The organism is Mesorhizobium cantuariense (genome assembly GCF_042647205.1).
Taxonomy (GTDB): Bacteria; Pseudomonadota; Alphaproteobacteria; order Rhizobiales; family Rhizobiaceae; genus Mesorhizobium; species Mesorhizobium cantuariense.
In genome coordinates, this window is record NZ_JBHRVD010000001.1 from 4,113,936 (window position 1) to 4,138,829 (window position 24,894).

At 64.8% G+C, this 24,894-nt stretch carries 20 protein-coding genes; 7 read left to right on the plus strand and 13 right to left on the minus strand.

Going from position 1 to position 24,894, the window contains the following annotated elements; translation table 11 throughout:
• Positions 1-228: 228 nt before the first annotated feature.
• Complete coding sequence (locus ACFOJ9_RS19970) at positions 229-426, plus strand: hypothetical protein (protein WP_056582983.1); 198 nt, start codon at positions 229-231, stop codon at positions 424-426.
• A gap of 28 nt (positions 427-454) precedes the next feature.
• Here ACFOJ9_RS19970 and ACFOJ9_RS19975 read toward each other — a convergent pair whose 3' ends face one another.
• Positions 455-934, minus strand: a complete 480-nt coding sequence (locus ACFOJ9_RS19975; RefSeq protein ID WP_378980571.1) for an Lrp/AsnC family transcriptional regulator — start codon at positions 932-934, stop codon at positions 455-457.
• Between the two features lie 89 nt (positions 935-1,023).
• Between ACFOJ9_RS19975 and ACFOJ9_RS19980 the strand changes: the two genes are divergently transcribed.
• On the plus strand, positions 1,024-1,932 hold the full coding sequence (locus ACFOJ9_RS19980) for an EamA family transporter (protein WP_378980572.1): 909 nt from the start codon (positions 1,024-1,026) through the stop codon (positions 1,930-1,932).
• A 9-nt stretch (positions 1,933-1,941) separates the two neighbouring features.
• Here ACFOJ9_RS19980 and ACFOJ9_RS19985 read toward each other — a convergent pair whose 3' ends face one another.
• Positions 1,942-2,835 carry a dienelactone hydrolase family protein gene (locus ACFOJ9_RS19985; RefSeq protein WP_378980573.1) on the minus strand — a complete coding sequence of 298 codons (894 nt, stop codon included), beginning with the start codon at positions 2,833-2,835 and terminating at the stop codon, positions 1,942-1,944.
• Between the two features lie 302 nt (positions 2,836-3,137).
• Between ACFOJ9_RS19985 and ACFOJ9_RS19990 the strand changes: the two genes are divergently transcribed.
• The gene (locus tag ACFOJ9_RS19990; protein WP_378980574.1) at positions 3,138-3,287 is read left to right on the plus strand and encodes a hypothetical protein; all 150 of its coding nucleotides are present in this window, start codon (positions 3,138-3,140) and stop codon (positions 3,285-3,287) included.
• A gap of 198 nt (positions 3,288-3,485) precedes the next feature.
• On the opposite strand, the gene ACFOJ9_RS19995 is transcribed toward ACFOJ9_RS19990, so the two are convergent.
• Positions 3,486-5,801 carry a glucose/quinate/shikimate family membrane-bound PQQ-dependent dehydrogenase gene (locus tag ACFOJ9_RS19995; RefSeq protein WP_378980575.1) on the minus strand — a complete coding sequence of 772 codons (2,316 nt, stop codon included), beginning with the start codon at positions 5,799-5,801 and terminating at the stop codon, positions 3,486-3,488.
• A 362-nt stretch (positions 5,802-6,163) separates the two neighbouring features.
• Here ACFOJ9_RS19995 and ACFOJ9_RS20000 point away from each other — a divergent pair, with 362 nt between their 5' ends.
• A complete protein-coding gene (locus ACFOJ9_RS20000; RefSeq protein WP_378980576.1) occupies positions 6,164-8,860 on the plus strand; it encodes an ATP-dependent helicase in 2,697 nt (898 codons plus the stop codon).
• Between the two features lie 305 nt (positions 8,861-9,165).
• On the opposite strand, the gene ACFOJ9_RS20005 is transcribed toward ACFOJ9_RS20000, so the two are convergent.
• The 5 genes from ACFOJ9_RS20005 to ACFOJ9_RS20025 all read right to left on the minus strand — a co-directional run bounded on the left by ACFOJ9_RS20005 (position 9,166) and on the right by ACFOJ9_RS20025 (position 14,149).
• On the minus strand, positions 9,166-10,215 hold the full coding sequence (locus tag ACFOJ9_RS20005; protein ID WP_378980577.1) for an ABC transporter permease: 1,050 nt from the start codon (positions 10,213-10,215) through the stop codon (positions 9,166-9,168).
• Positions 10,212-11,009, minus strand: a complete 798-nt coding sequence (locus ACFOJ9_RS20010) for an ATP-binding cassette domain-containing protein (protein WP_378980578.1) — start codon at positions 11,007-11,009, stop codon at positions 10,212-10,214. The genes ACFOJ9_RS20005 and ACFOJ9_RS20010 overlap by 4 nt, the downstream gene beginning before the upstream one ends.
• Before the next feature lie 87 nt (positions 11,010-11,096).
• Entirely contained in the window at positions 11,097-12,110 is a 1,014-nt protein-coding gene (locus ACFOJ9_RS20015; RefSeq protein ID WP_378980579.1) for a substrate-binding domain-containing protein, read from the minus strand.
• A gap of 102 nt (positions 12,111-12,212) precedes the next feature.
• Positions 12,213-13,121 (minus strand): sugar phosphate isomerase/epimerase family protein, encoded by a 909-nt coding sequence (locus tag ACFOJ9_RS20020; RefSeq protein WP_378987905.1) that lies wholly within the window; start codon positions 13,119-13,121, stop codon positions 12,213-12,215.
• Positions 13,121-14,149 (minus strand): Gfo/Idh/MocA family protein, encoded by a 1,029-nt coding sequence (locus ACFOJ9_RS20025; RefSeq protein ID WP_378980580.1) that lies wholly within the window; start codon positions 14,147-14,149, stop codon positions 13,121-13,123. The genes ACFOJ9_RS20020 and ACFOJ9_RS20025 overlap by 1 nt, the downstream gene beginning before the upstream one ends.
• A gap of 195 nt (positions 14,150-14,344) precedes the next feature.
• Between ACFOJ9_RS20025 and ACFOJ9_RS20030 the strand changes: the two genes are divergently transcribed.
• Positions 14,345-15,370 (plus strand): LacI family DNA-binding transcriptional regulator, encoded by a 1,026-nt coding sequence (locus tag ACFOJ9_RS20030; protein ID WP_378980581.1) that lies wholly within the window; start codon positions 14,345-14,347, stop codon positions 15,368-15,370.
• Between the two features lie 24 nt (positions 15,371-15,394).
• Here ACFOJ9_RS20030 and ACFOJ9_RS20035 read toward each other — a convergent pair whose 3' ends face one another.
• From ACFOJ9_RS20035 to ACFOJ9_RS20050, 4 genes are all read right to left on the minus strand, one after another.
• Positions 15,395-15,709, minus strand: a complete 315-nt coding sequence (locus ACFOJ9_RS20035) for a ferritin family protein (RefSeq protein ID WP_378980582.1) — start codon at positions 15,707-15,709, stop codon at positions 15,395-15,397.
• Positions 15,710-15,764: 55 nt separating this feature from the next.
• The gene (locus ACFOJ9_RS20040) at positions 15,765-16,520 is read right to left on the minus strand and encodes a bestrophin-like domain (RefSeq protein WP_378980583.1); all 756 of its coding nucleotides are present in this window, start codon (positions 16,518-16,520) and stop codon (positions 15,765-15,767) included.
• Positions 16,521-16,618: 98 nt separating this feature from the next.
• Positions 16,619-18,172 (minus strand): trimethylamine methyltransferase family protein, encoded by a 1,554-nt coding sequence (locus ACFOJ9_RS20045; RefSeq protein WP_378980584.1) that lies wholly within the window; start codon positions 18,170-18,172, stop codon positions 16,619-16,621.
• Between the two features lie 12 nt (positions 18,173-18,184).
• Positions 18,185-20,596: a GcvT family protein gene (locus tag ACFOJ9_RS20050; protein WP_378980586.1), complete on the minus strand. Its 2,412-nt coding sequence runs from the start codon at positions 20,594-20,596 to the stop codon at positions 18,185-18,187.
• A gap of 310 nt (positions 20,597-20,906) precedes the next feature.
• On the opposite strand from ACFOJ9_RS20050, the gene ACFOJ9_RS20055 reads away from it, so the two are divergent.
• A complete protein-coding gene (locus tag ACFOJ9_RS20055) occupies positions 20,907-22,391 on the plus strand; it encodes an esterase-like activity of phytase family protein (protein WP_378980588.1) in 1,485 nt (494 codons plus the stop codon).
• Positions 22,392-22,449: 58 nt separating this feature from the next.
• Here the strand turns inward: ACFOJ9_RS20055 and ACFOJ9_RS20060 are convergent, their stop codons facing one another.
• Positions 22,450-23,238, minus strand: coding sequence for a L,D-transpeptidase (locus tag ACFOJ9_RS20060; protein WP_378980590.1), 789 nt, complete (start codon positions 23,236-23,238; stop codon positions 22,450-22,452).
• Between the two features lie 170 nt (positions 23,239-23,408).
• Here ACFOJ9_RS20060 and ACFOJ9_RS20065 point away from each other — a divergent pair, with 170 nt between their 5' ends.
• Positions 23,409-24,881: an MATE family efflux transporter gene (locus tag ACFOJ9_RS20065; RefSeq protein WP_378987908.1), complete on the plus strand. Its 1,473-nt coding sequence runs from the start codon at positions 23,409-23,411 to the stop codon at positions 24,879-24,881.
• Positions 24,882-24,894: the final 13 nt, after the last annotated feature.

A 24,894-nucleotide genomic window follows, 5' to 3' on the forward strand; every position in this document is an offset into this window, starting at 1 on the left:
GACACTCTCGTTCCCGGCTTCAAAGCCACACCGGCAATCTAAAATCGCAAAACCCTGGAATCGGCCGGCAGCAGCGCTTGAAGCGGCTCGGCGCCCGCGTTAACCTTACCGAGGTTTTAACGGGAACAAGCCAATTGAGCCGTTGCGCGACTCAGCAGGTCGGTCGAAAACGATCCGCATCGAGGTAGCGACACGGGCGGCGGGGCGAAGCCGGTTCGAGGAACGTGCATGAAAACCGACATCAAGGTCGAGGTGGACAGGCTGGCCGCCGATCCGCGCATCACCGACTATGATTTCTGGCGTTCCCTCAAGAACGTCAACAACGAGATTTTCCACATCGCCAACAGCAACGAGCCGATCCCGTTCGACATGATCCGCTGGCGCGCCATCCTGAAGCAGGCGCGCATGAAGCGAGGCCACGCTTAAAACCTTCGAACCGATAATCCCTTCGCCCTCAAGTCGGGCGCTTCACCGCCCCCAGCGGCGAGCGCGCCACCACCGGCGACGACTGGATGATCGCCGTATTGGTCATCGCGTAAGGAATGATGCGGTCGATCACCCGCTCCAGTTCGGCCACCGAGCCGACATGCGCCAGCGCGATGAAACAATCCTCACCGGTCACCCGGTCGCATTGCGCGATCTCCGGCAGTTCGCGGATGATTTCGGCCACGACAGCCAGTTGCCCCGGTACCGGACGGATGCGCAGCCATGCCGACAGCGGCAGGCCAAGTGCCGCGGGATTGATCCTGACCGAATAGGCCTCGATGACGCCGCTTTCCTGCAGCCGCTTGATGCGCTCGGCCACGCTCGGCGCCGACAGGCCGACCGAGCGTGCAAGCTCCGCCGTGCTGGTGCGCGCGTCCTTCTCCAGCAGGCGCAGGATCTTCATATCCGCGGCGTCGAGGTCGGCGCTTTCAGTTCGAAGGCGTTTCATGGAAAATTCCTTGCTTCCAGGCGAAAGATGACTGGAAGAGTCAATCGTCACCCATATAAACAGGCAAATCTGCCTGCGATACTGATCCGATGGATGATCAAACGCAAGCCCTCGCGTCGGGCCCTGCCCTCGGCAACCCCACCCTCGGCAGGCTGACGGAAAAACTGCCGCCGCATGTCTGGTTCGGCGTCAGCGCCGTCTTCCACTATCTCGGGCCGGCATTCGCCGTGCTGCTTTTCCCGCATGTCGGCGTGCTTGGCATGACATGGCTGCGCATCGCCACCGCCGCGCTGATCTTCGCGCCACTGACCCGTCCGTGGCGAACCTTCGCCCGCGCCGATCGCTCGACGCGGCTGCTGTTGCTGGCCTTCGGTGGCTGCCTGGCGGTGATGAACTGTTCGTTCTACCTGGCGCTCGACCGCCTGCCGATCTCGCTGGTGGCAGCGATCGAATTCGTCGGCACCATCGGCGTCGCGGTGATCGGCCTCAGGAGCCCGCGCAATCTCGCCGCCCTTGCCGTCGCCGTCACCGGCACCTTGCTGCTCATCGACGTCAAGTGGTCGAGCGATCCCATCGGGCTGTTCTGGGCCTTCCTCAATGGCGCGCTGTTTGTCGGCTACATCGTACTCGGCCACCGCATCGCCGCTTCAGGTGCCGGCGGCGGCATCGCAAGCCTTGGCGCCGCCATGGCGATCGCTTTCGTGGTCGTGCTGCCGATCGGCGTCACCGATGCGCTGCCCGCCTTTTTCTCGCCGCCGCTGCTGCTCGCCGCCATCGGCGTCGGTATCTGTTCGTCGGTCATTCCCTACATCTGCGACCAGCTCGCCATGTCGCGGCTGCCGCGCGCGAGCTTCGCGCTGATGCTGTCGCTACTGCCGGTCACCGCGACGCTGATCGGCGTCGTCGTGCTGCACCAGATTCCAAGTTTTGCCGATTGCCTCGGCGTCGCGATGGTGGTCGCCGGCGTTGCCTTCCACAAGCCGGCCAACGCGGATTAAGCGGACGCCCTATGCCAATCTCTGTTTGAGGAAAGCGATCGTGCGCCCCCACGCCAGATCCGCCGCCTTCTTGTCGTAGCGCGCCGCCGACGTATCGTTGTTGAAGGCGTGGTTGGCGCCTTCATAGACATAGACCGTGTATTCGACATGCGCCGCGTCGAGTTCCTTCTTGAAGGCGTCGATGCCGGCATTGATGCGCTCGTCCAGGCCGCCATAGTGCAGCAGCAAGGCCGCCTTGATGTCAGACACATCGGCGGCCTTCGGCTGCATGCCGTAATAGGCGACGCCGGCACTGAGATCGGGGTCGTTGACGGCCAGCATGTTGACCGTGCCGCCACCCCAGCAGAAGCCGATGGCGCCAACCTTGCCGTTGCCGTCCTTTTCGCTCTTGAGGAAAGCGACGGCCGCGACACCGTTGGCGATGGTCTGCGCCGGATCGAGCTTGGCAAACATGTCGCGCGCCTTGTCTTCATCGTCAGGCGTTCCGCCGAGCGGCGACAGGAAATCCGGCGCCAGCGCCACGAACCCTTCCAGCGCCACGCGCCGCGCCACATCGCGGATATGCGGGTTGAGGCCTCTGTTCTCATGCACGACGATGACCGTGCCGAGTTTGCCCGCCTGGTCCGCCGGCTTGACGAGATAGCCCTTCATCTCGCCACCGCTGCCGGGATAGCTGATGTCCTCGCCCTTCACCCGCGGATCGTTGTCGGCGACGATTGCCGCCTGCGCTGAATTCGCCGCCAGCAGTGGCGCGATCGCGGCGGCCGCCGCACCCGATCCGGCAAGCCGGGTCAACTGCTCCATGAACCGGCGGCGATCGAGCGTCAGATGCGTGTATTCGTCATAGGCATCGATCATCGCCTGGGTAATGGCAGGCTTGGTGTTGGCGTCGGGCTTCGTCATGGATGTGCTCCTCGGCTTCGGAAAGTCTCGTTGCGGCGCAAGATAGGGTCGAGATTTGCATGGTCCAGTCACGGTTGGGTGACGGTCCACAAGACAGACCACAACGGGCTATTTCGGCGCGATCACCAAGGCCTATCTCCTGGTTTCGGCACGAAAGCCTTGACGGAAGAACCGCCTCAATCACATTTTGGTCATTTTCGACAATCTTGATGCCGCTGCCACAATATAAGGGGAAGCTGCCGGCGGCGGTCTCTTCCCTGCCTCGCAGTTGCGCTCATTCCGACCAAGAAGGAACGACACCTATGACCTTCTCCACCCCGATCCTCGCAACGGCTTTCGTGCTCGCCGCAGCCGCGCTGCAGGCACTGCGATCGGCCGCTTCCACCACGCGGTCGATGGTCAAGGTGCGCAGCAACCAGCGCCAGTCTGCAAACGCGAAAAACCAGGGTTGAGGTGCGGCGTCCGGCCTGGACATGGCGCAAATCCAGAAGGCCGGTGCGATGTTGGTCCAGCAGGCCGAAGCGGCTGCCCGCCCCGACTTGACCAACCATGTGCTTGGTTCGGCTGCCCAGCCTGAAGAGCCGTCTGGGCATTGGAAGCACTGACTCGGGCGGAACGACGTTCCGCCCTGTATCACCGACTAGAGTTACCTACTTCGGCAGCGCGTAGGCCATCACATAATCCCCTGGCTTGGTGCCGACCGAGCCGTGGCCGCCGGCGACGATGACCAAGAACTGGCGGCCATCGGCGACCGTGTAGGTCATCGGCGTCGATTGCCCGCCGGCCGGCAGCCGCGCCTGCCACAGCTGCTTGCCTGATGTCAGGTCATAGGCGCGCAGATAATCATCGACCGCCGCACCCAGGAAGGCGACGCCGCCGGCGGTGATCATCGGCCCGCCAATGCCGGGCACGCCGACCTTCAGCGGCAACGGCAGCGGCGTCATGTCGTAGACGGTGCCGTTGCGATGCTTGTAGGCGATCTTGCCGGTCCTGAGATCGGCGCCGGCGACATAGCCCCAGGGCGGCGCCTGGCAAGGAATGCCGAGCGGCGACAGGAATGGCCCCATCACCACCGCATAGGGTGCGCCCTCGTTGCGGTTCAGCCCCTGCTCGCTGCCGCGCCCCTCGTCCGGCGGCGGCACCTGGTCGCGCGGAATGAGCTGCGACTTGAAGGCCAGATAGGTCGGCATGCCGAACATCACCTGCCGGACCGGGTCGACAGCGACGCCACCCCAGTTGAAGGTGCCGAAATTGCCGGGATAGATCAGCGAGCCTTGGACGGAAGGCGGCGTATAGCGACCCTCATAGCGCAGGCCCTGGAATTCGATCCGGCAAGCCAATTGGTCGAACATGGTGAGGCCCCACATGTCGGCCCCGGTGAGCGGCTTCGGCATGAAGGTGAGATCGGAGACCGGCTGCGTCGGCGACGTGTGGTCGCCTTCGATCGCGCCGCCGGGCGCCGGCACTTCGTTGACCGCGATCACCGGCTCGCCGGTGCGCCGGTCGAGCACATAGAGGTCGCCCTGCTTGGTCGGCCCGACCAGTGCCGGGACGACCGTGCCGTCTGGTTTGGTGATGTCGATCAGGCTCGGCTGCGCCGGCACGTCCATGTCCCAGAGGTCATGGTGCACGGTCTGCCGCACCCAGCGGAATTGCCCGGTGTTGAGGTCGAGCGCGGTGATCGACGACGAGAATTTCTCGACATTGGCGCTGCGCCCGGCGCCGAGTTGGTCCGGCGTCTGGTTGCCGAGCGGCACATAGAGCAGGCCAAGCTTCTCGTCGGCGCTCGGCGTCGACCACATGTTGGGCGAGTTGGCGGTATAGGTCTGGCCCGCCGCCAGCGGCGTCGTCTGGTCCGGATTGCCGGAATCCCAGTTCCACAGCAGCGCGCCGGTGGCGGCGTCGTAGGCGCGGATGACGCCGGATGGCTCCTGCGTCGAATAATTGTCGTTGACCGCGCCGCCGAGGATGATCTTGCCGCCTGAGATCAGCGGTGCCGAGGTCGAGTAATAATAGCCCGACTTCGGATAGGGCATGTTGGTCAGAAGGTTCAGCGTGCCGCCCTCCGCGAAAGCCGGACAGACCTGCCCGTTGGCGGCATCGAGCGCGATCAGCCGCGCGTCCGAGGTCGGCAGGTAGACCCGCGTCGCGCAGGGCTGGCCGGCGGCGATTGCCGCATCGGCATAATAGGCCACGCCGCGGCAGGTCTGGTGCTGACGGTCCTTGTCGAGCTTGACCTTGGGATCGAAGCGCCATTTCTCCTTGCCGCTCGCCGCGTCGATGGCGATGGCGAAATTGTGCGGCGTGCAGATGTAGAGCGTGTCGCCGATCTTGAGCGGCGTCACCTGATAGGTGGTTTCGCCGATGTCGTCCGGTCCCTTCACGTCGCCGGTGCGGTAGGTCCAGACCGGCTGCAGCTTGGCGACATTGTCCGGCGTGATCTGGTCGAGCGGCGAATAGCGCTGGCCGAACTGCGTACGTCCGTAGTAGTGCCACTCGCCGGCAGGCACATCATTGCCGAGATTGGCGTTGGCGACCACCTTGTCGGTGCCGAGTTCGCCGGCGATGTCCTTCGGGTCCGATGTCATCGAATAACCGGCGACGGCCAGCGATGCCAGCACGGCAAGGATGAGCGGCGCGCGCGCGTCAGGGCCGGCAAGACCCCGCCGCGCCCATGGCGTCAGCAGCCACAGCGCCACCAGCACGATGATGCCGCCGCGGGGCCCAAGTTCCCACCAGTCGAAGCCGGTTTCCCAGACGGCCCAGGCCAGCGTGCCGAGCACGATCGCCGCGTAGAGCCACAGCGCGGTCGATCTGCGCCGGTAGAGCATCCAGGCGGCGATCAGGAAGGCGAGACCGGATATGACGTAGTACCAGCTGCCGCCCAGCATCGCGAGGCGGATACCGCCGCCGCCAAGCGCCAGACCGATGAGCAAAAGGATGAGGGAGGTGATGGTGACAGCCAAGATGATACTCCTTCGACTGTTGCGCTTCGTGGCGCGGCCATGGGCAACCCGGCGTTACCGTCCTGCCCTGACACAACTTTCTCCTGCCTGCCGCGCCTGTCAAGCGCGACTACACGCCGAGGTAGCAATCCACCTTGCCTGTGTCGGGGTTTTCCAGCAGTCTCCGTTGGAACATCTCTCCTCGGGAGCAAGCAAAATGACGTCGTTGGTTCCACCGCTGACGCGATTGGTGCGCCGTGATGACGGAGGAGGCGCCATTGCTCTCGGTTATCGCAAGGCCTGAACGGCGATATCAGGCACTTTACCGGAACAAAACGTAGACACTTCTGGTCTTTCGCTCCCGAATCACTACATTCGGGGCGATGTCCGGCTTTTCCGAAGACATGCCCTTTTTCGATGAACCCAATGCGCGGCCCACGGCCCCGTCGGGCATTGCCGCGCGCGCCATGGCCGCCCGCAGCGGTCAAAACAATGCGCCCGACTATCTGAAGGGGCTGAACCCGGAACAGCGGCTGGCGGTGGAAACCACCGAAGGTCCGGTTCTGGTGCTGGCCGGCGCCGGCACCGGCAAGACCCGCGTGCTCACCACCCGCATCGCTCACATCCTCGCCACCGGCAAGGCATTCCCGTCGCAGATCCTGGCGGTGACCTTCACCAACAAAGCCGCGCGCGAGATGAAGATCCGCATCGGCGTCCTGATCGGCGAAGGCAATGTCGAGGGCATGCCGTGGCTCGGCACCTTCCACTCGATCGGCGTCAAGCTGCTGCGCCGCCATGCCGAACTTGCCGGCTTGAGATCCGACTTCACCATCCTCGACACCGACGACGTCGTGCGGCTGATCAAGCAGCTGATCCAGGCCGAGGGGCTCGACGACAAGCGCTGGCCGGCCAAGCAGTTCGCCCAGATGATCGACGGCTGGAAGAACAAGGGCCAAGGCCCGGCCGAAATCGCCGAGGGCGATGCGCGCGCCTTCGCCAACGGCAAGGGCCGTGAACTCTACAAGGCCTATCAGGCCCGGTTGCAGACGCTGAACGCCTGCGATTTCGGCGACCTTCTGTGCCACCCGATCCGCATCTTCCGCGCCAATCCGGACGTGCTGAAGGAATACCACAAGCGCTTCAAATACATCCTTGTCGACGAGTATCAGGACACCAACACCGCCCAGTACATGTGGCTGCGGCTCCTGGCGCAGCGGCCGCAATCCTCCCCCCTTGAGGGGGAGGTGCCCGCGAAGCGGGCGGAGGGGGTCGGCGCAGAAGGCACCTCCAGAACGTCGAGCACTGCCGCGCGGACCCCACCCGACCGGGCTGCGCCCGGCCACCCTCCCCTCAAGGGGGAGGGATATCAGCGCACCGCCACCGTCAACATCTGCTGCGTCGGCGACGACGATCAGTCGATCTATGGCTGGCGCGGCGCCGAGATCGACAACATCCTGCGCTTCGACAAGGATTTTCCGGGCGCCACCATCATTCGGCTGGAGCGCAACTACCGCTCCACCGCGCACATCCTTGGCGCCGCCTCCCACCTCATCGCCCACAATGAGGGCCGCTTCGGCAAGACGCTGTTCACCGACCGCGACGAGCCGGAGGACGGCAAGGTGCATGTCCACGCCGCCTGGGATTCCGAGGAGGAAGCCCGCGCCGTCGGCGAAACCATCGAGACCTATCAGCGGCAGAAGCACAATCTCAACGACATGGCGATCCTGGTCCGCGCCTCCTTTCAAATGCGCGAGTTCGAGGACCGCTTCGTCACGCTCGGCCTCAACTACCGCGTCATCGGCGGCCCGCGCTTCTACGAGCGCATGGAGATCCGCGATGCGCTCGCCTTCTTCCGCGTCGTCGCGCAAGGCGCCGACGACCTCGCCTTCGAACGCATCGTCAATGTGCCGAAGCGCGGCCTGGGTGAAGCCACCATCCGCCAGATCCACGACACGGCGCGCGCGTTGCGCATCCCGATGCTGGAAGCCGCCGCCAAGCTGGCCGAAAGCGACGAGCTGAAGCCGAAGCCGCGCGCCGCGCTGCGCGAAGTGGCGGCCAATTTCGAGCGCTGGCAGAAGGCGCTGGAAACCACGCCGCACACCGAACTCGCCGAGACCATTCTCGAAGAGAGCGGCTACACCGACATGTGGAAGAACGACCGCTCGGTCGAAGCCCCCGGCCGGCTGGAAAACCTGAAAGAGCTGATCCGCTCCATGGAGGAGTACGAATCGCTGCGCTCCTTCCTCGAGCATGTCGCACTCGTCATGGACGCCGAGCAGAATGCCGGGCTCGACGCCGTCAGCATCATGACGCTGCATTCGGCCAAGGGCCTCGAATTCGAGACCGTCTTCCTGCCCGGCTGGGAGGAAGGCCTGTTTCCGCATCAGCGTGCGCTCGATGAAGGCGGCCGCTCCGGGCTGGAGGAAGAGCGCCGGCTGGCCTATGTCGGCCTGACCCGCGCCAAGAAGAACCTGCATCTGTGGTTCGTCTCCAACCGCCGCATCCACGGCCTGTGGCAGTCGACCATCCCCTCGCGCTTCCTCGACGAACTGCCGGAAGCCCATGTCGAGGTCGCCGAAAGCGGCAACTCCTATGGCGGCTACGGCAATTCCTATGGCGGCGGTTCTTTTGCCTCCGGTCGTGGCGGCCAGGGCGCAGGAAGACAGAACCCCTATGGCGCCTCGCGCTTCGACAATGTCGGCGCCGACACCGAAAAATCCGGCGCCTTCTCCAACACCTATGCCACACCGGGCTGGCAGCGCGCGCAGGCCAACCGCACCGAGGCGACCGACCGCAACTGGGGCTCGCGTTCCGGCCATCAGGTCGAGCGCATCGGTTATGGCGAGACGGATAGCGGCTACGGCGCCGGCCGCACCTCGGTCAAGAGCCGCACCATCGACGGCGAACTGGTCGCCAAATCTGTCGCCGACAAGCCGTCGCCCTTCAGCGTCGGCGACCGCGTCTTCCACCAGAAATTCGGCAACGGCAACATCTCGGCAATAGAAGGCAACAAGCTGACCATCGACTTCGACAAGGCCGGCCAGAAACGCGTGCTGGACGGGTTTGTCGCGGCGGTGTGACGCCCACTTGCCCCGTTGTCCTACAAGCGACCGCCTTGTGTACGCGTCTACTTTGACGATACCCTACCTTCGTCATCCACGGGCGAAGCAGGAGCGCAGCTCCGTCGCGGAGACCCGAGGATCCATGCCGCGACCTTCGCCCAGGAATGCAGCGGAGCAGAATTCTGCACCGTGGTGACGCGTTTGAGTCGCGGCATGGATCCTCGGGTCTGCGCTGCGTCGCTACGCTCCTTGCTTCGCCCGTGGATGACGAAGCGATGGGCGGTTTGCGTCAAGGCATGCGGTCCGCCAACGAAACAGCCCCCTCACCGATACCGCGCCTGGTTCCACTTGTGCCCCAGCAGCGACAGGATGATGATCAGCCCGTTGAAGAACTGCACGTAGAAGCCGCTCAACCCCGCTGCCACGACGCCAGTCTGGATGAAGGACACGGTGACGGCGCCGATGGCGCCGCCGACCACGGTGCCGATGCCGCCCCAGGTCGGCGTGCCGCCGACGAACACCGAGGCCAGCACCGGCAAGAGATAGCCGTCGCCGGCGGTCGGCCACCAGGTGAAGTTGATCATCACCGAGAAGGTGCCGGCGATCGCCGCACCGATGCCGACGAAGACGAACACTTTCACCCGCACGCGTTTGACGTCGATGCCCATCTGCTGGGCGCTGTCGGGATTGTCGCCGACCACCCTCACCTGAGCGCCGAAGCGATGGCGGTTGTAGAGCATCGCCGACAGCACGACGAAGCCGATGGCCCAGAAAATCTGCACCGGAATTCCCAGGACCTGGCTGGAGAAGATCGTGTAGGCCCAGCTGTCGCTGAGGCTGGTCAGCGCCATCGACTTGCCTTCATTGATGATCTGGATCAGGCCGCGCAGCAGGAAATTCATGCCGAGCGTCGCGATCAGCGACGACAGTCCGCCATAAACGACCAGCGAGCCTACCAGGAAGCCGAGCAGCATGCCGGTGACGAGCGCCGCGGCGATGCCGAGGAACGGATCGTAGCCGGCCTGCACGACCAGCGCGAAGACCCATGAGGCAAAACCCATCGTCGCCGGAAACGACAGGTCGATCTCGCCACAGGTGACGACGAAGACGAGCGGCACCACCACGAACAGCGCCACCGGCAGCGTCGTGAGCACCGAGCGATAGAGATACCAGGTGGTGAAGACGGTCGGGTTGGCGATCATGAACAGCGCCATCATGACGATGAACACGCCGAGCGTGCCGAGCGAAGCGCGGTTGTCGAGGATGAAGCCGCGCATCCAGTGATCGGACGGGTGCTTCCACTCCTTCTGGGAACCGGGACGGGGGATGCCGGTGGTCGGCTCGTGCAGATCGGGCTCCATGGTCTTGCTCATCGTGCTCTCTGCTCCGCGTCGCCGGCATCGTGCAGTCCGGCCAATCCGCCCGGATGCGCGACCTCTTCCATGAAATTGATAAGCTCTTCAGCCGTTTTGACCTGGCTGCGATCGGTCGTCAGTGCGATCTTGCCGCGATCCAGCACCACGAAGCGATCGGCGATGTCGAAGACATGATGAATGTTGTGGCCGATGAACAGGATCGAGCGGCCACTCGCCCGCACCTGGCGCACGAAATGGAACACCTTGGCGGTTTCGGTCAGCGACAGTGCGGTCGTCGGCTCGTCGAGGACGATCAGCTCGGCCTGCTTGTAGATGGCGCGTGCGATCGCCACGCCCTGGCGTTCGCCGCCCGAAAGCTGGCCGACGATCGACTGCGGCGTGAACACTTTCGAGGTGAAGCCGATCTCACGCATCAGCCGGCTCGCTTCCTCGATCTCCTTGTTAACCCTGAGAAAGCCCATGAAGCCGGTCAGTTCGCGGCCCATGAAGATGTTGCGCACGATGGTCTGCTGCACGGCCAGCGCCCGATCCTGGAACACCGTCTCGATGCCGGCGTCACGCGAGCGTGCCGCGCTCCACCCGGTCACCGGCTTGCCGCGCACGAGGATTTCGCCGCTGGTTGGCTTGACCACGCCAGAGAGGATCTTGATCAGGGTCGATTTGCCGGCGCCGTTGTCGCCGATCAGGCCGACGACCTCGCCGCGATCGACGCTGAGATTGACCCCGCCCAGTGCATAGACATGGCCATAGGATTTGCTGATGTCGCGCAGTTCGATGAGGCGTTCGGCCATCGGATCCTCGCTTGATTGTCTTGTGCCGGCCTTTGTCGCCGGCGGTCCCGCCGGCCGGGGCCTGATCCCGGCCGGCGGCTTGGGAGGTCAGCGCAGCGCCTGCTTGGCGAGCTCGGCGACGATCTCGTAATTTTCGGGAGTGACGAAGCCGGCGCCGGTGTCGACATTCATCGGCGCGAGGCCCAGCACCACCTGCTGGCAGAGGCTGAGGATCGGCAGATAGCCCTGCAGGAACGGCTGCTGGTCGGCCGTCAGCTGCACCCAGCCGCCCTTGAAACCCTCGACGATCTGCGGGCTGGTGTCGAAGCCAAAATTGAAGATCTCGCCCGCCTTGCGCCCCGCCGCCTGCATGTAGGTGGGAACATTGCCGAGCATCTGTCCGCCGGGATAACCGACCGCCTTGACGTCGGGATTGTTGAGCAGTGCCGCGGTGATCACCGGGATCGCCAGATTGGGATCGGACGCCCACTCGCCGCTCGGCGGCGAGGACAGCTGGATGACCTCGACGCCGGCCTCCTTGAGCGCTGCCACCGTGCCGCGCTCGCGCGCGCCGCGGCTCTCATTCTCGAACGGACCGATCATGATCGCCTTGTCGCCGGCCTTCAGCTTGCCCAGCTTGAACGCCTCGGCGCCGAGCGCGCGGCCCTGCTGCTCCTGCTGGGCGCCGACATAGCCGCCGCCGAACGCTTCCACCACCTTCGGCACCGGCACGTTCTGGTACATCATCTTGATGCCGTCCTTATGCGCCTGTTCGGCCAGCGGCATGATCGACGCGTCACCCGGATGGCCCATCATGGCAATGCCGTTAGGCTTGACCGCGACCGCCTCACGCAATTGCTGCACCATCTTTTCGATGTCCCACTGGGAGAAGATGTAGTCGACCTTCGGCCCGAGATCGGCCTCGGCCTGCTTGGCGCCGTTGTAGACGATGGTGCCGAAAGCGTCGCCCTCGGCGCCGCCGACGAAGAAGCGGATGTGGACGTCCTTGCACCATTTGGCGTCGAGCGCCTGCGCGGGCAAGGTGGAGATCGCAGCGGCGAACACCGTGGCCGCGGCCACGACGGTCGAGCGCAGAACTGTCCTTCTCATCGTCATGCTCATGCACGTTCCTCCCTTTGTTCCCTCGTTTAGCCGAGGGGTTGAACGATAGCTTCGGCGTTGCGCCGCAATCCTTGTCGGCCGGCTCCTCCCGCCGGCCGGTCTTCACATCGGGTTCGGCAGGTAGCTGGCACCTCCCCGGCATTGCTTGAGATACTCCAGCGCCCTCGCCTGGCCTGTGATTTCGAGATCGTCGCGATAGACCGGGTCGTGCCAGCCCTCGATGTCGATGGCGCCCTTATACCCAGCCAGCCGCAATTCGCTGATCACCCGCGTCCAGTCGCTGTCGCCGAAGCCTGGCGTGCGCATCTGCACGAACGGCAAACTGCCGAACACGCCGTGTTCGCGGATGACGTCCCAGCGCACCGTCGCGTCCTTGCCGTGCACGTGAAAGATGCGCGGCGCCCATTTGCGTATCTGCGGTATCGGATCGATCAGGTAGACGAGTTGATGGCAGGGCTCCCATTCCAGCCCGAGATTGTCGTCGGGCACTTCGTTGAACATCAGCTCCCAGGCGTCCGGATTGTGGGCGATGTTCCAGTCGCCGGCGGCCCAGTTGCCGTCCATGGCGCAGTTCTCGAAAGCGATGCGCACGCCCTTGTCGGCGGCCCGTTTGGCCAGCGGCCCCCAAACCTCCTTGAAGCGCGGCAGGCTGTCGGTCAGCTTCTTGCCGCGCAGGCGGCCGGTGAAGCCGCTGACCATCGAGGTGCCGAACAGATGCGCGTTGTCGATGACCGTTTCCCAGGCCTGGAGCACGCCGCGGTCGACATCGCCGCTCTCCAGCGGGTTGCCGAACACGCCAATCGAGGACACCGTGACATCGGCATCGCCGATCGCCTCGCGGATCTGGCCGGCAAGCCGCGGCAGGTCTTTGCCGCCCAGCGTCTGCCAGAAGAAGGGCTGGATGCTCTCGAAGCCGAGCGGCAGGATCGCCTTGATGTACGCCGCCGGGTCGTCGAGATTGGCCCGCACCATGGTGCCTATCCGGATGTCAAGAAGCGGGTTTGGCATCATCATGCTTCCTCTGCGATTGCTACGCGGCGACCGGTCTCGGCGCTCTCGATGGCGCCAAAAACCATTGCCAGGCTCTTGATGTTGTCGGCGCCACGCGTCTCCGGTTCGGTGCCGGTTTCGATGGCGCGGATGAAATCCTGGATGATGCCGAGATGGCCGCCGATGCGGTCGGACGCGTCGAGCGGCGGCACATCGATTGGCTGGGTTTTGTCGATCAGGCCGTCGCGGCCTGACACCACCACTTCTGCCCTCAGGTCGTCATTGCCGTCCCAGATGAGGCTGCCGCGCTCGGCAACGATCCGCCATGCGCTCTCCCAGCTGGTGCGGAAGCCGGCCGCGCACCAGCTTCCCGCATAGGTGAAGACCTTGCCGCCGCCGAGATCGAAGACCGCACTGGCCGACGATCCCTGCCGGTACCAGGAATTGGCCGGCTCCCATTCCTGGCAATAGACGCCGGCCGGCTCGCCATTGACCATGTAGCGTGCGGCATCGAATGTGTGGATCGCCATGTCGAGCAGCAGCACATGCGCCATCTCCTCGCGAAAACCGCCGAAATGCGGCGCGACGAAGAAGTCGGCATGGATGCTGGTCGGCGCTCCGATGGCGCCGGAAGAGAGGAAGCGCCTGATGCGCCTGACATTGGCGACATAGCGGCGGTTCTGGACGACGGCATGAATGCGCCCGGCCTGGCGGGCAGCCTCGACGATGGCGCGCGCATTCTCCGGACTGTCGGCGAGCGGCTTTTCCGTCAGCAGATGGCAATTGTGCGCAAAAGCGGAAAGCGCAACTTCTCGCCGGGCGGCGGGGACCACCACATCGAACACCGCTTGCGGTTGGGTCTGGTCGAGCACGGCGTCGAGATTGCTGCCGATGACGGAATCGGTGAGGTCGTATTCGCGCGCCCTCGCCCGCGCCCTGTCGGCGTCGAGGTCGACAAGGCCGACAATGGCGAGCCCGTCGACCTGCCGCGCGGCATCGAGCCAGGCCTTGCTCATCGCTCCGCAGCCGACCAGGACGACTTCGATCATCCAGCGCTCCTCCCTCTCGGTCCCTCCAGACCGATCGTCACGGCGTTCACGGCAGGACCGTAAACGTTTTTCCGTAAACGTTTACGAGAACACACCCGAAGGCGTAGAATGTCAATTGGCCGCTCGCGAAAATCGTCTTCTCGCCTTGGCCTGAGCGGCTACCGGTGCTAGCCAAGCAAGGGGGAGAACAGTCACTTGGCATCCAGCATTCATGACCTTGCCCGTCACCTGAACATTTCGATCGGCACCGTGTCGCGGGCGCTGAACGGCCGCGCCGACGTCAATGCCGACACGCGCCAGCGCGTGCTCGAGGCGGCCAGGGCGCTCAACTATTCGCCGAACCAGTCCGGCCGCAGTCTCAGGCAAGGCGCCACCCATTCGATCGCCTTCATGCTGCAGCCGCATCCGGGCGACCAGCAATATGGCGAACCGTTCTTCATTCCGTTCCTGATCGGGCTGCAGGCGAAGCTTGCCGAGCATGGCCTCGATCTGATGGTCGTCATGGGTGAGCCCGGCAAATACCAGCAGGAGCGGTTGCGCCGCGTGGTGGAGACGCGCTGGGTCGATGCGGTCGTGTTGGCCAATACGCGACGAGAGGACGATCGGATTGACTATCTCAGCAAGGCTGGCTTTCCCTTCGCCACGCTTGGCCGAAGTCAGTCCGGCGACGACACCTATCCTTCGCTCGATATCGATTTCGAGAGGGCGGGTGCTGACGCCGTCGACCGCCTGGTCGCGCGAGGACACCGCCGTATTGCCGCCATCCGCCCTTCGCATGATCTCAACTTCGGCTATTTGTTCCTCGACGGCTATCGCAAGGCATTGCAACGCTACGGCATCGAGATCGACCCCGAACTGATCGCGTCCGGCTTCATCAGCGAGGCCGGCGGCTATGAGGTTACCCCGCAAGTCATGCGCTCCAAGGACCCACCGACCGCCGTCATCTTCAACAATGACGCGATGGCGCTTGGCGGCTGCAAGGCACTGGCCGAGATGGGCATCAGGCCGGGCCATGACATGGCCGTGATCGTCATCGTCGACACACCGCTCTGCCGTTACTTCTCGCCGGCGCTGACCGCTTTCCGCCCGGCATTGGAGCCTATGGGACAGCGGCTCGCCGAAATGCTGCTGGCGTCGCTTCCCGCCTTCGCCGGCCCGGAAGGTCCGCGGATCATCAGAGAGGTCTGGCCGCTGGAGCTGGTGGCGCGCGACAGCGATTGATGAAGGCCAGGCCGGTGAAGGCGCTCAGTCCACCTTCTTCTCGCCCCGCTCGCCGGCCTTGACGATGTCGCCCGTGGTGAACAGGATTTCCTTCAATTCCGCCCGCCAGTCCGTCTTCTGGCGCAGCAGGAATTCGAGATCCATGCCGAAATGCTTGAACTCCTCGCCTTGCGCATTCTTCATGATCGCCTTGGCTTGAGGGTCCTTCTCCACCGACATGCGCTGTTCGTGCCAGCCGATCGCTTCCGACTCCTCGATCAGCGAGGTGATCATGCGGGCAAAGGTCCGCACCTTCTGCGACAGTTCCTCAGGCGGTTCGTGATACTGGTCGAATCCCATGTCGTCCTCCGTTAGGCCATCTCCATGAATGCCGGGGAACGACGCCGGTTCCGCGTCATTGCTGCAATTCCGCCAGTGCCCTCTCCAGGGGCGCCGGCGAAATCTGGATCGGGCCGGAAAACGGAACGTCCATGTCCAGGATCAGATAGAGCGCCCCGGCGATCAGCACGGCCGAAACCCCGAATGTCGAAACCGTTATCGCGTTGCGGGGCGCCCTGAAGCCGAAACTGGCGAAGATCAGCGCCAGCCACGCAACCAGCATGGCGATCAGCGGCCAGGGGATCGCACCCTCCGACTGCTCGATCAGAACCCAGCGCAGTTCCAGCACTTTCTGCAGGCGCTGGCGGGCATCCTGCAAGATGGAGCCGCGCGCCGCGTCGGCCGGCGTCAGCGCGCTCAGCCGGGTGCCGATCTCCGTCAGCAGGCGTTCGGACAGCTGGTTGGCGACAACGGGGGTTTCGCTGGTTCGCGACGAGCCGGCCGCCACCCTCTGCACATAGGCGGTGAGCGGTTCGCGCACCGCGTCGGTTTCAGGGCCATACTGGCGCAATATCCTGTCGAGCAGGATCATCTCCGTCGCATAGGCGTGCACATTGTGGTCGATCGATTCGAAGGTGGTTTTGGCCGAGTTGATCGTCAGGCCGAGCACCAGCGAGGTCATGACCCCGAACAGATTGGCGGCCAGCCGCACCACGGTGTTGGTATCGTCGTCGCGATGTCTCGCTGGCAGCCTGGGCCAGATCGCCATGCTGACCAGCGGCGCCGCCGCCAGGCACAGAAAGATCATCACTGCAATAAAGGCTTCGCGCATGCCGCACATTTCTGCACGGCATGCGCCGATTGCCAATGACCCCGGCACCGATCACACCGCGAAAGCAAGTCCCAGGCGCTCGCGCGACTGCTCGTGTCTCACGACACCGGCGCCGCTCCGCCCTCTGCTGTGCGCCGCGCGATGAACTCATCCAGCACGCCCGCGGTGGCGACGGCCGAAGCCGGCGGCACGAAATCGGCAAGTGTGCGCTTCCAGACGCCGGTGGCGCGCTCGCTCGCTGTCTTCGAGCCGCTTTGCGTCCAGTTACCGAAATTCGACCAGTCGGCCACCAGCGGCTCGTAGAAAGCGGTGCGGTAGCGCGCCATGGTGTGGCCGGCCGAAAAGAAATGGCCGCCCGGCTGCACCTCGGCAATCGCCTCGAAACCGATCGTATCGGTGTCGCCGGGCGTCGCGGCACAAAGTTCAGCCACCGTCTGCAGCGCCTCGATGTCGGTGATCAGTTTCTCGAAGGAGACGCTGAGGCCGCCCTCCAGCCAGCCCGCGGCATGGATGCACATCGTCGCCCCGGCCAGCACCGAGCCCCACAGCGCGAACTGCGTTTCGTGCGCGGCCTGCACGTCCGAGATGTTTGCCGCACTGCCGCCGCCGGATCGCCAGGGCAGCCCGGTGAAGCGCGCCAGCTGGCCGGCGCCCAGCGTCGCCTTGACGTGCTCGGGCGTGCCGAAGGCTGGCGCCCCGGATTTCATGTCGACATTGGAGGAGAACGAACCGTAGACGACCGGCGCACCCGGCCGCACGATCTGCGCCAGCGTCAGCCCGGCCAGCGCTTCGGCATGCTGCAGCGTCAGCGCGCCGGCGACCGTGATCGGCGCCATGGCGCCCGCCAGGCAGAACGGCGTGATGACGGAGACCTGGCCCGCGCGGGCGAAATCGATGATGCCTTGTGCCATCGGAATGTCGAGCTGGCGCGGCGAGTTGGTGTTGATGACGGTGTAGCAATGCGCGCCCGCCAGAAACTCGTCTTCCGACAGGCCGCGCGCCAGCCGCAGCATCTCGAAGCCGTCCTCGACCTGCGGCGTGCCGCGCGCGAAGACGAACGGAAACTTGTCCGACAGCGTCAGCTGCGCGCGGTTGACGGCATAGTGGCGGAAGCGGTTGTCGACATCCTGCGGCTCGATGCAGGGTCCCAGCATGTGCAGCACGTCGAAATACTGCACCAGCCGCATCAGATCCTCGAAATCCGCCAGCGTTCCCGGCCGCCGGCCGCGCTCGAGGTCGGTGACGTTCGGTGCCCCGCATCCGGCCAGGAAGGTCATCGAGCCGAGTTCGAGCGTCAGATCGCGGGCACGGGAACCGGCATAAGCGAGGATCGACTTCGGCGCCGAGGCGAGTGCGGCCGTCACCATGTCGCGGCCGATGCGCACCATGTCGGTGTCGGGATCGACCAGGGCGCCGGCGCTGGCGAAGTGCTCACGCGCCTGCGGCAGCAGCACCTTGATGCCGAGCTCTTCCAGCACGCGCAGCGCCGTATCGTGGATCGATGCCACCTGATCATCCGAAAAGATCGGCTGCGGCAGGAACGGGTTCTTCAGCGAATGGTAATTGGGCCGGCGGCTGCTTTCGCTGCCGGCCTCGCCCGTGCGTCCACGCCGGCGCTCGCGCCTGCTGTCCCGTGCCGCGTCATCGACCATTAGAAATCCTCCTCATCGCCGCATCGCCTTGCCCAGGGGATCGTAGGGTGAAGCCGCGATGACACGCGCCGGCCGCTCCTCACCCACGACATGCACCGAGAGCGCGGTGCCCTCGCCCGCGAAATCACGATCGACAAGCGCCAGCGCCAGGCTCTTGCCGACCGTATAGCCATAGCCGCCCGAAGTGACGAAGCCGACGCGCCGGCCCTGATGCCAGACCGGCTCGAAGCCGCTGGCGTCGGCGTCGAGCGCATCGACTTCAAGCGTCACCAGGCATTGGCCGCTGGCGGCCTCCCGCTGTTTCAACGCGGCTTCGCGGCCGATGAAGTCGCCCTTGCCGAAAGCGATGAAGCGGTCGAGACCGGTCTGACCTGATGTATAGCCTTGCGTGAATTCGCGCGACCAGATGCCGAAGCTCTTTTCCAGCCGCAGCGCATTGAGCGCGTAATAGCCGATTTCGGCAAGGCCGAGATCCTCGCCGGCAGCCAGCAGCGTTTCGCGCAGAGTGGCATGCAGGGTCGCAGGGCAACTGATTTCGAAGCCGAGTTCGCCGGCAATCGACAGCCGCGCCACACGTGCCTGCACCATGCCGATGTCGAATGCGCCGCAGGCCATGAATGGCAATGCTGCGCCGGACACGTCCTGATGCGTCGTGCGCTCCAGGATCTTGCGCGCATTCGGCCCGGTCAGCAGGAAGCCGCTCATCATGTCGGAGAGGTCGGTGACGGTGATGCCCTGCGCCGCATGGGCCTCGAACCAGCGCATGTGGAACTCTCTGAGATAGTAGGAGCCCATCAGCCAATAGTCGCCGCCGCCCCAGTTGAAGACGGTCAGGTCGCCCTTCAGCCGTCCGTCATGGCCGAGCATCGGCGCCAACCTCGCCTGCCCTGCTTTCGGCAGCTTGCAGGCGAGCAGCCGGTCGAGCCACGCCTCGGCGCCTGGCCCAGAGACGCAATAGCGCGCATAGGCAGAGATATCGACGAGACCGGCGGCGCGCCGCACCTGCAACGCCTCGTCGCCGACGATGTCGAAGGCGTTGGAACGCCGCAGCGTCGTGTTCTCGGCAAACCCCATCGGCGCGAAATAGGCCGGAATTTCCAGCCCCCAGGACGCCGTCCATTCGCATCCTGCCGCGCTCATGCCGTCATAGGCGCCGGGGCGTTTCAGCGGCCGCCCGGCCGGCAGCCGCTCATTGGGAAAGGTCATGACGAAGCGGCGCGAATAGAACTGGCGCGTCGTCTGCTTGAGATATTCCCGGTTGGCGGCGAAGGCGCCGTAGCGAGCGATGTCCATGCCGAAGATGTCGGCCTGCGGTTCGCCATAGATCATCCATTCGGCCAGCGACTTGCCGACGCCGCCGCCCTGGCTGAAACCGGCCATGACGCCGCAGGCGACCCAGTAGTTCTTCAACCCGCGCACCGGCCCGACGATTGGATTGCCGTCCGGCGTGAAGGTGAAGGCGCCGTTGACCCATTTGCGGATGCCGGCCGTCGCCAGGCAAGGGAAGCGCTCATGCGCCTTGGCGAGTTCCGGACTGATCCGGTCGATGTCTTCCGGGATCAGCTCGATGCCGTAGTCCCACGGCGCGCCATCCATGTTCCAGTGCTTGGGATTCTGCTCGTAGACGCCAAGCAGCACGCCCTGGCGCTCTTGCCGCAAATAGGAAAAGCCGTCGAGATCGACGGCGATGCCGATCTCCCGGTCAAGTGCTGCTATCTCGGGAATATCCTCGGTGATGAAATAATGGTGCTCCATCGGCGTCACCGGCAGGTCGACGCCGGCCATGCGGCCGAGCTGCTTTGCCCACAGCCCGCCGTCATTGACGACATGCTCGGCGGTGATGGTGCCCTGCTCCGTGACGACGTCCCAGCGACCGTCGGCGCGCGCCTTCAGCTCGACGACCCGGTTGCGCAGGATGATGTCGGCGCCGCGCTTCTTCGCAGCACCCGCATAGGCGTGCGTCGTGCCGTACGGATCAAGATGGCCTTCGTTGGAATCGTGCAAGCCGCCGAGAACGCCGGTGACGTCGACGATCGGACAGATCGCCTTGATCTCGTCGGGCGTGACCAGGCGCGCGGTCTCGATGCCGACCGACTGGAACACTGCCCAGGCCGATTTCAGCCACTCCCAGCGCGCGGGATCGCTGGCGATGTTGACGCCGCCGGTCATGTGCAGGCCGATGTTTTGACCGGATTCGGCTTCGATCTCCCGGTAGAGATTGATGGTGTAGTCCTGCAGCGCCGCAACGTTCGGATCGGCGTTGAGCGCATGGAAGCCTGCCGCCGCGTGCCAGGTCGAACCGGCCGTCAGTTCGGCACGCTCGATCAGCGCCACATCGCTCCAGCCGTACCGCGTCAGATGGTAGAGGACCGAGGCCCCGACCACGCCACCCCCGATGACGACTGCGCGGTAGTGCGACTTCAAGGCTTCCCCTCCACGGTTAGTCCGAAGGCTGGACCATACATACTCTGGACATAAGTGTCTAGTGCCAGAGCATGCGCGCGCCTTTTCGTCGACTGAGCCTGACGGGATGATCAATTCTTTCCGCCAGGCGCACGTTTTTGTCGGCGAGTGAAGAAGACGGCGGGCATGCACCGCGTACTGTCACGCAAGCATCATGTTCGCGCCGTAGACCGCGTTTCGGGGAGGCGCGCGCGGCATCATCGATGTCGCACCTCTTTCAGCTTTTCGTCCTGCGGCCGCTCCGGCACATCTGTCACAAAGAGGATTGTCCATGAAACACCTGTACCGAACCGCATCGCTCGGCGTCGCGCTGGCATTGTTCACCGCCTTGACCCCGGCGCTCGCCGACAGCACCGCGACCGTCGGCGGCACCAGCTTCATCAACAAGGGGCTGGTCGGCGTCGGCCGCATCCCGGCCGCTCAGCGCGACAAGTTCGGCGAGACGTTTGGCTCGGGCTCCGGCATGTCGATCGACACATCAGGCTGGACGCATGACGCCGCCGGCTACAAGGGTTCACTCTGGCTGCTGCCGGACCGCGGCTACAATGTCGTCGGCACCACCGACTACCGGCCGCGCCTCAACACGATCGGCATAGAGTTTGCCCCGGTCGCACCAGGTGCGGCACCCGCTGCCGGCCAGGAGCAGACGGGTGTCAAGGCAACGCTTGCCGACACCATGCTGCTCACCGACGACAAGGGCGCTGATGCCACCGGCCTCGATCCGCTCAACGGCGTGCGCGCAGCAAGCGGCGACATGCCGATCCTGCCGCAGGCCGACAATGGCAAGCTGGCGCTCGACAACGAAGCCATCGTGCACCTGCCCGACGGTTCGATGTTCATCTCCGACGAATACGGCCCGAACATCTATCGGTTTTCGGCGGACGGACATCTGTTGTCGGCGACCCAGCCACCGGCTGCGCTGGTGCCGATGCGCCACGGCGGGCCGAACTTCGCCTCGGACAATCCGGGTGCGGGTGCTGCCGAACCCGATCCGAAGGATCCCGATACCGGCCGCCAGAACAACCAGGGTCTCGAGGGCATGGCAATGACGCCGGATGGCAAGTTCCTGATCGCCGTGCTGCAGTCGGCGCCCCGGCAGGATGGCGGCGATTCGCCCGCGACGCGCCAGAACACGCGTGCGCTGGTTTACGACGTCTCCGACCTCGGCCATCTCAAGCTGGCGCATGAGTATGTCGTGTCGCTGCCGGTGTTCAAGGATGCCAAGGGCAAGACCAAGATCGCCGCGCAGAGCGAGATCGTGGCGCTCTCCGACAAGACCTTCCTGATGCTGGCGCGTGACAGCGGCAACGGCCAGGGGCTGAAGGGCGACACCTCGCTGGTGCGCCAGATCTTCGTCGTCGACGTCTCGGCCGCGACCGACATCGCCGGCGGCGCTTTCGATGCCGCCGACAAGCCGCTGGCGCCCAAGGGCGTGCTCGACCCGTCGGTGACGCCGGCCAAGCTGACGCCGTTCATCGACATCAACGACAAGGGCGAACTCGGCCGCTTCGGCCTGCACAATGGCGCGCCTAACGACAAGAACAACCTGTCGGAGAAGTGGGAGGCGATGTCGGTGGTCAGCGTTCTCAATCCGAAGCTGCCCGACGACTACTTCCTGTTCGTCGCTAACGATAACGACTTCCTCGCCCAGGACGGCTTCCAGGTCGGAGCGCCCTACAAGGCGGAAGACGGCGCCGATGTCGACACCATGTTCCTGGTCTATCAGGTCACGCTGCCAGATCTGGCCAGGAAGTAACGACACCTCTGCAGGCGGACGCGCTCGGCGCGTCCGCCTGAGCAGATCGTGAAGGCTCTTACTGCAACATCTCCGCGTCCCTTGGCACGCCCGCATCGATCGGCTCGGCCGTCCTGCTCGACACGGCCATGATCTTGCCGGCAGCCGACAGGTTGGGACGCACGAAGACCTGGGCGGGGCCGTTGACGCGGCTGTAGAGGTCGATGATGTCCTGGTTCATGAAGCGCACGCAGCCGGACGAAGCGTTCTTGCCAATGGAATCCCACTCCGGCGTGCCGTGCAGCCGGTACATCGTGTCCTTGCCGTCGCGGAACAGATACAGCGCGCGGGCGCCTAGCGGGCTCTGCGGGCCGGGCGGCATGCCGTCCTTGTATTTCGCCAGTTCCGGCCGGCGCTGGATCATTTCCGGCGGCGGCGTCCAGACCGGCCACTTCTTCCTCGCCTGAACCACGGCGCTGCCGGTCCAACCGAAACCGGCCTTGCCGAGGCTGACGCCGTAGCGGATTGCCTCGCCGCCGTCGCGCACCAGATAGAGGAAGTGCTCGGAGACATCGACGACGATCGTGCCGGGTTTTTCTCCGGTCGGGTCGGACACGATCTGGCGCACGAACTTTGGATCGAGCTTGGCGACCGGGATTGCCGGCAGTTGATAGCCCTCATCGACGCGCGCCGCATACATGCTTGCGGCATCGCCGAAAGCCGGATCGCTTGGCGGTGCCGCCACCGGCGGCGGCGCCATGTCCGTCGTGGTGCACGCCGAAAGAGCCACGGAGGCCGCGCCCAAGGCGGATGCACCGAGGAACGCGCGCCGGTTCAGGCGCTCAGAAAACAGCGGAATATCGGACATGAACCCCCGGTCTATCCAAGATCTGGTAGGAATGCGGCCCCACGCACCGAGGATCAATATCCCATTCCGGAAGCTTTGAGAACATGATTAGATCAAGGCACGACCTGTTCCGTTGAATCGGCAATCATCGCGGACGCGACTTGAAACAAACCTTCGCCGAGTTGCCAGCCATGGACGAAAAAATGCCCACGCGCCGGCGCACCGGCGACCTGACCAGCGGGCCGATCCCGCGCACGCTTCTGCTGTTCGCCCTGCCGGTGCTCGGCTCCAACGTGCTGCAGTCGCTCAATGGTTCGATCAACGCCGTCTGGGTCGGCCGTTTCCTCGGCGAATCGGCACTGACCGCCACCTCCAACGCCAACCTCGTCTTGTTCCTGATCCTCGGCACTGTCTTCGGCATCGGCATGGCGGCGACCATCCTGGTGGCGCAGTCGGTCGGCGCCCGCGACCTGCCCGAAGCGCGCCGCATCGTCGGCACCAGCGCCACCTTCTTCTTCCTCGTCTCGGTGGTGTTCGCGGTCTGCGGCTGGATCTGGGTCGACGCCATCCTGGGTGCGCTCGGCACACCAGCCGACGCCTTGCCGCTGGCGCGCTCCTATCTGCGCATCATCTTCGTCGCCGTGCCGATGATGAACCTTTTGTCCTTCGTCATGACCGTGCTGCGCGGTGCCGGCGATTCACGCACGCCCTTCTTCTTCATGGCGCTGGCCGTCGTCCTCGACATCGTGCTCAACCCGCTGCTCATCCGTGGCATCGGCCCGTTTCCCGAGCTCGGTATCGCGGGCTCCGCCACGTCCACGCTGATCGGCCAGACGGTGAGCGTGATCGCCATCCTCATCGTGCTCTATGTGCGCAAGCATCCGCTGCGTCTGGCCGGCGCCAACCTCGCTCTGCTGCGGCCCGACCCCGCCTTGCTGCGCATCATCGTCTTCAAGGGCGTGCCGATGGGTCTGCAGATGATTGTCATCTCCGCGGCTGCATTGACAGTGATGGGCATGGTCAACTCCAACGGTTCGCAGGTCGCCGCCGCCTACGGCATCGCTGCCCAGCTGTGGACCTACATCCAGATGCCGGCGCTCGCCATCGGTGCGGCGGTCTCCTCGATGGCGGCGCAGAATGTCGGCGCCGGGCGCTGGGACCGGATCGGCCGCATCGCCGCCTCCGGCGTCGGCTTCAACCTGGTCCTGACCGGCGCACTGGTTGCCGTGCTGTCGGTTTTCGACCGCCCGGTGCTGAGCCTGTTCCTGAGCAGCGATAGTGCCGCGATCGACATCGCCGTCCACATCAACAATGTCGCGTCGTGGTCGTTCATCCTGTTCGGCATCACCATCGTGCTGTTTGCCACGGTGCGCGCCACGGGTGCTGTGATGCCGCCGCTGATCATCCTGGTGATCTCGGTGCTGGTCGTGCGCACCGGCTTTGCCTACTTCATGCGCGGCGTGATCGGCGAGGAAGCGCTGTGGTGGAGTTTCCCGGCCGGTTCGATCAGTTCGCTTATACTGGCGGCCGCCTACTACCGCTTCGGCCGCTGGCGCACCATGCACATGATCGAGGACAGGCCGGCTGCCGGCGAACCGCCGGACACCGGGCTTGGCGTGCCGCGCGGACGCGCCCATCTTTCACCTGAGACGCCGAACGGCTGAATCCCTGTTCCCG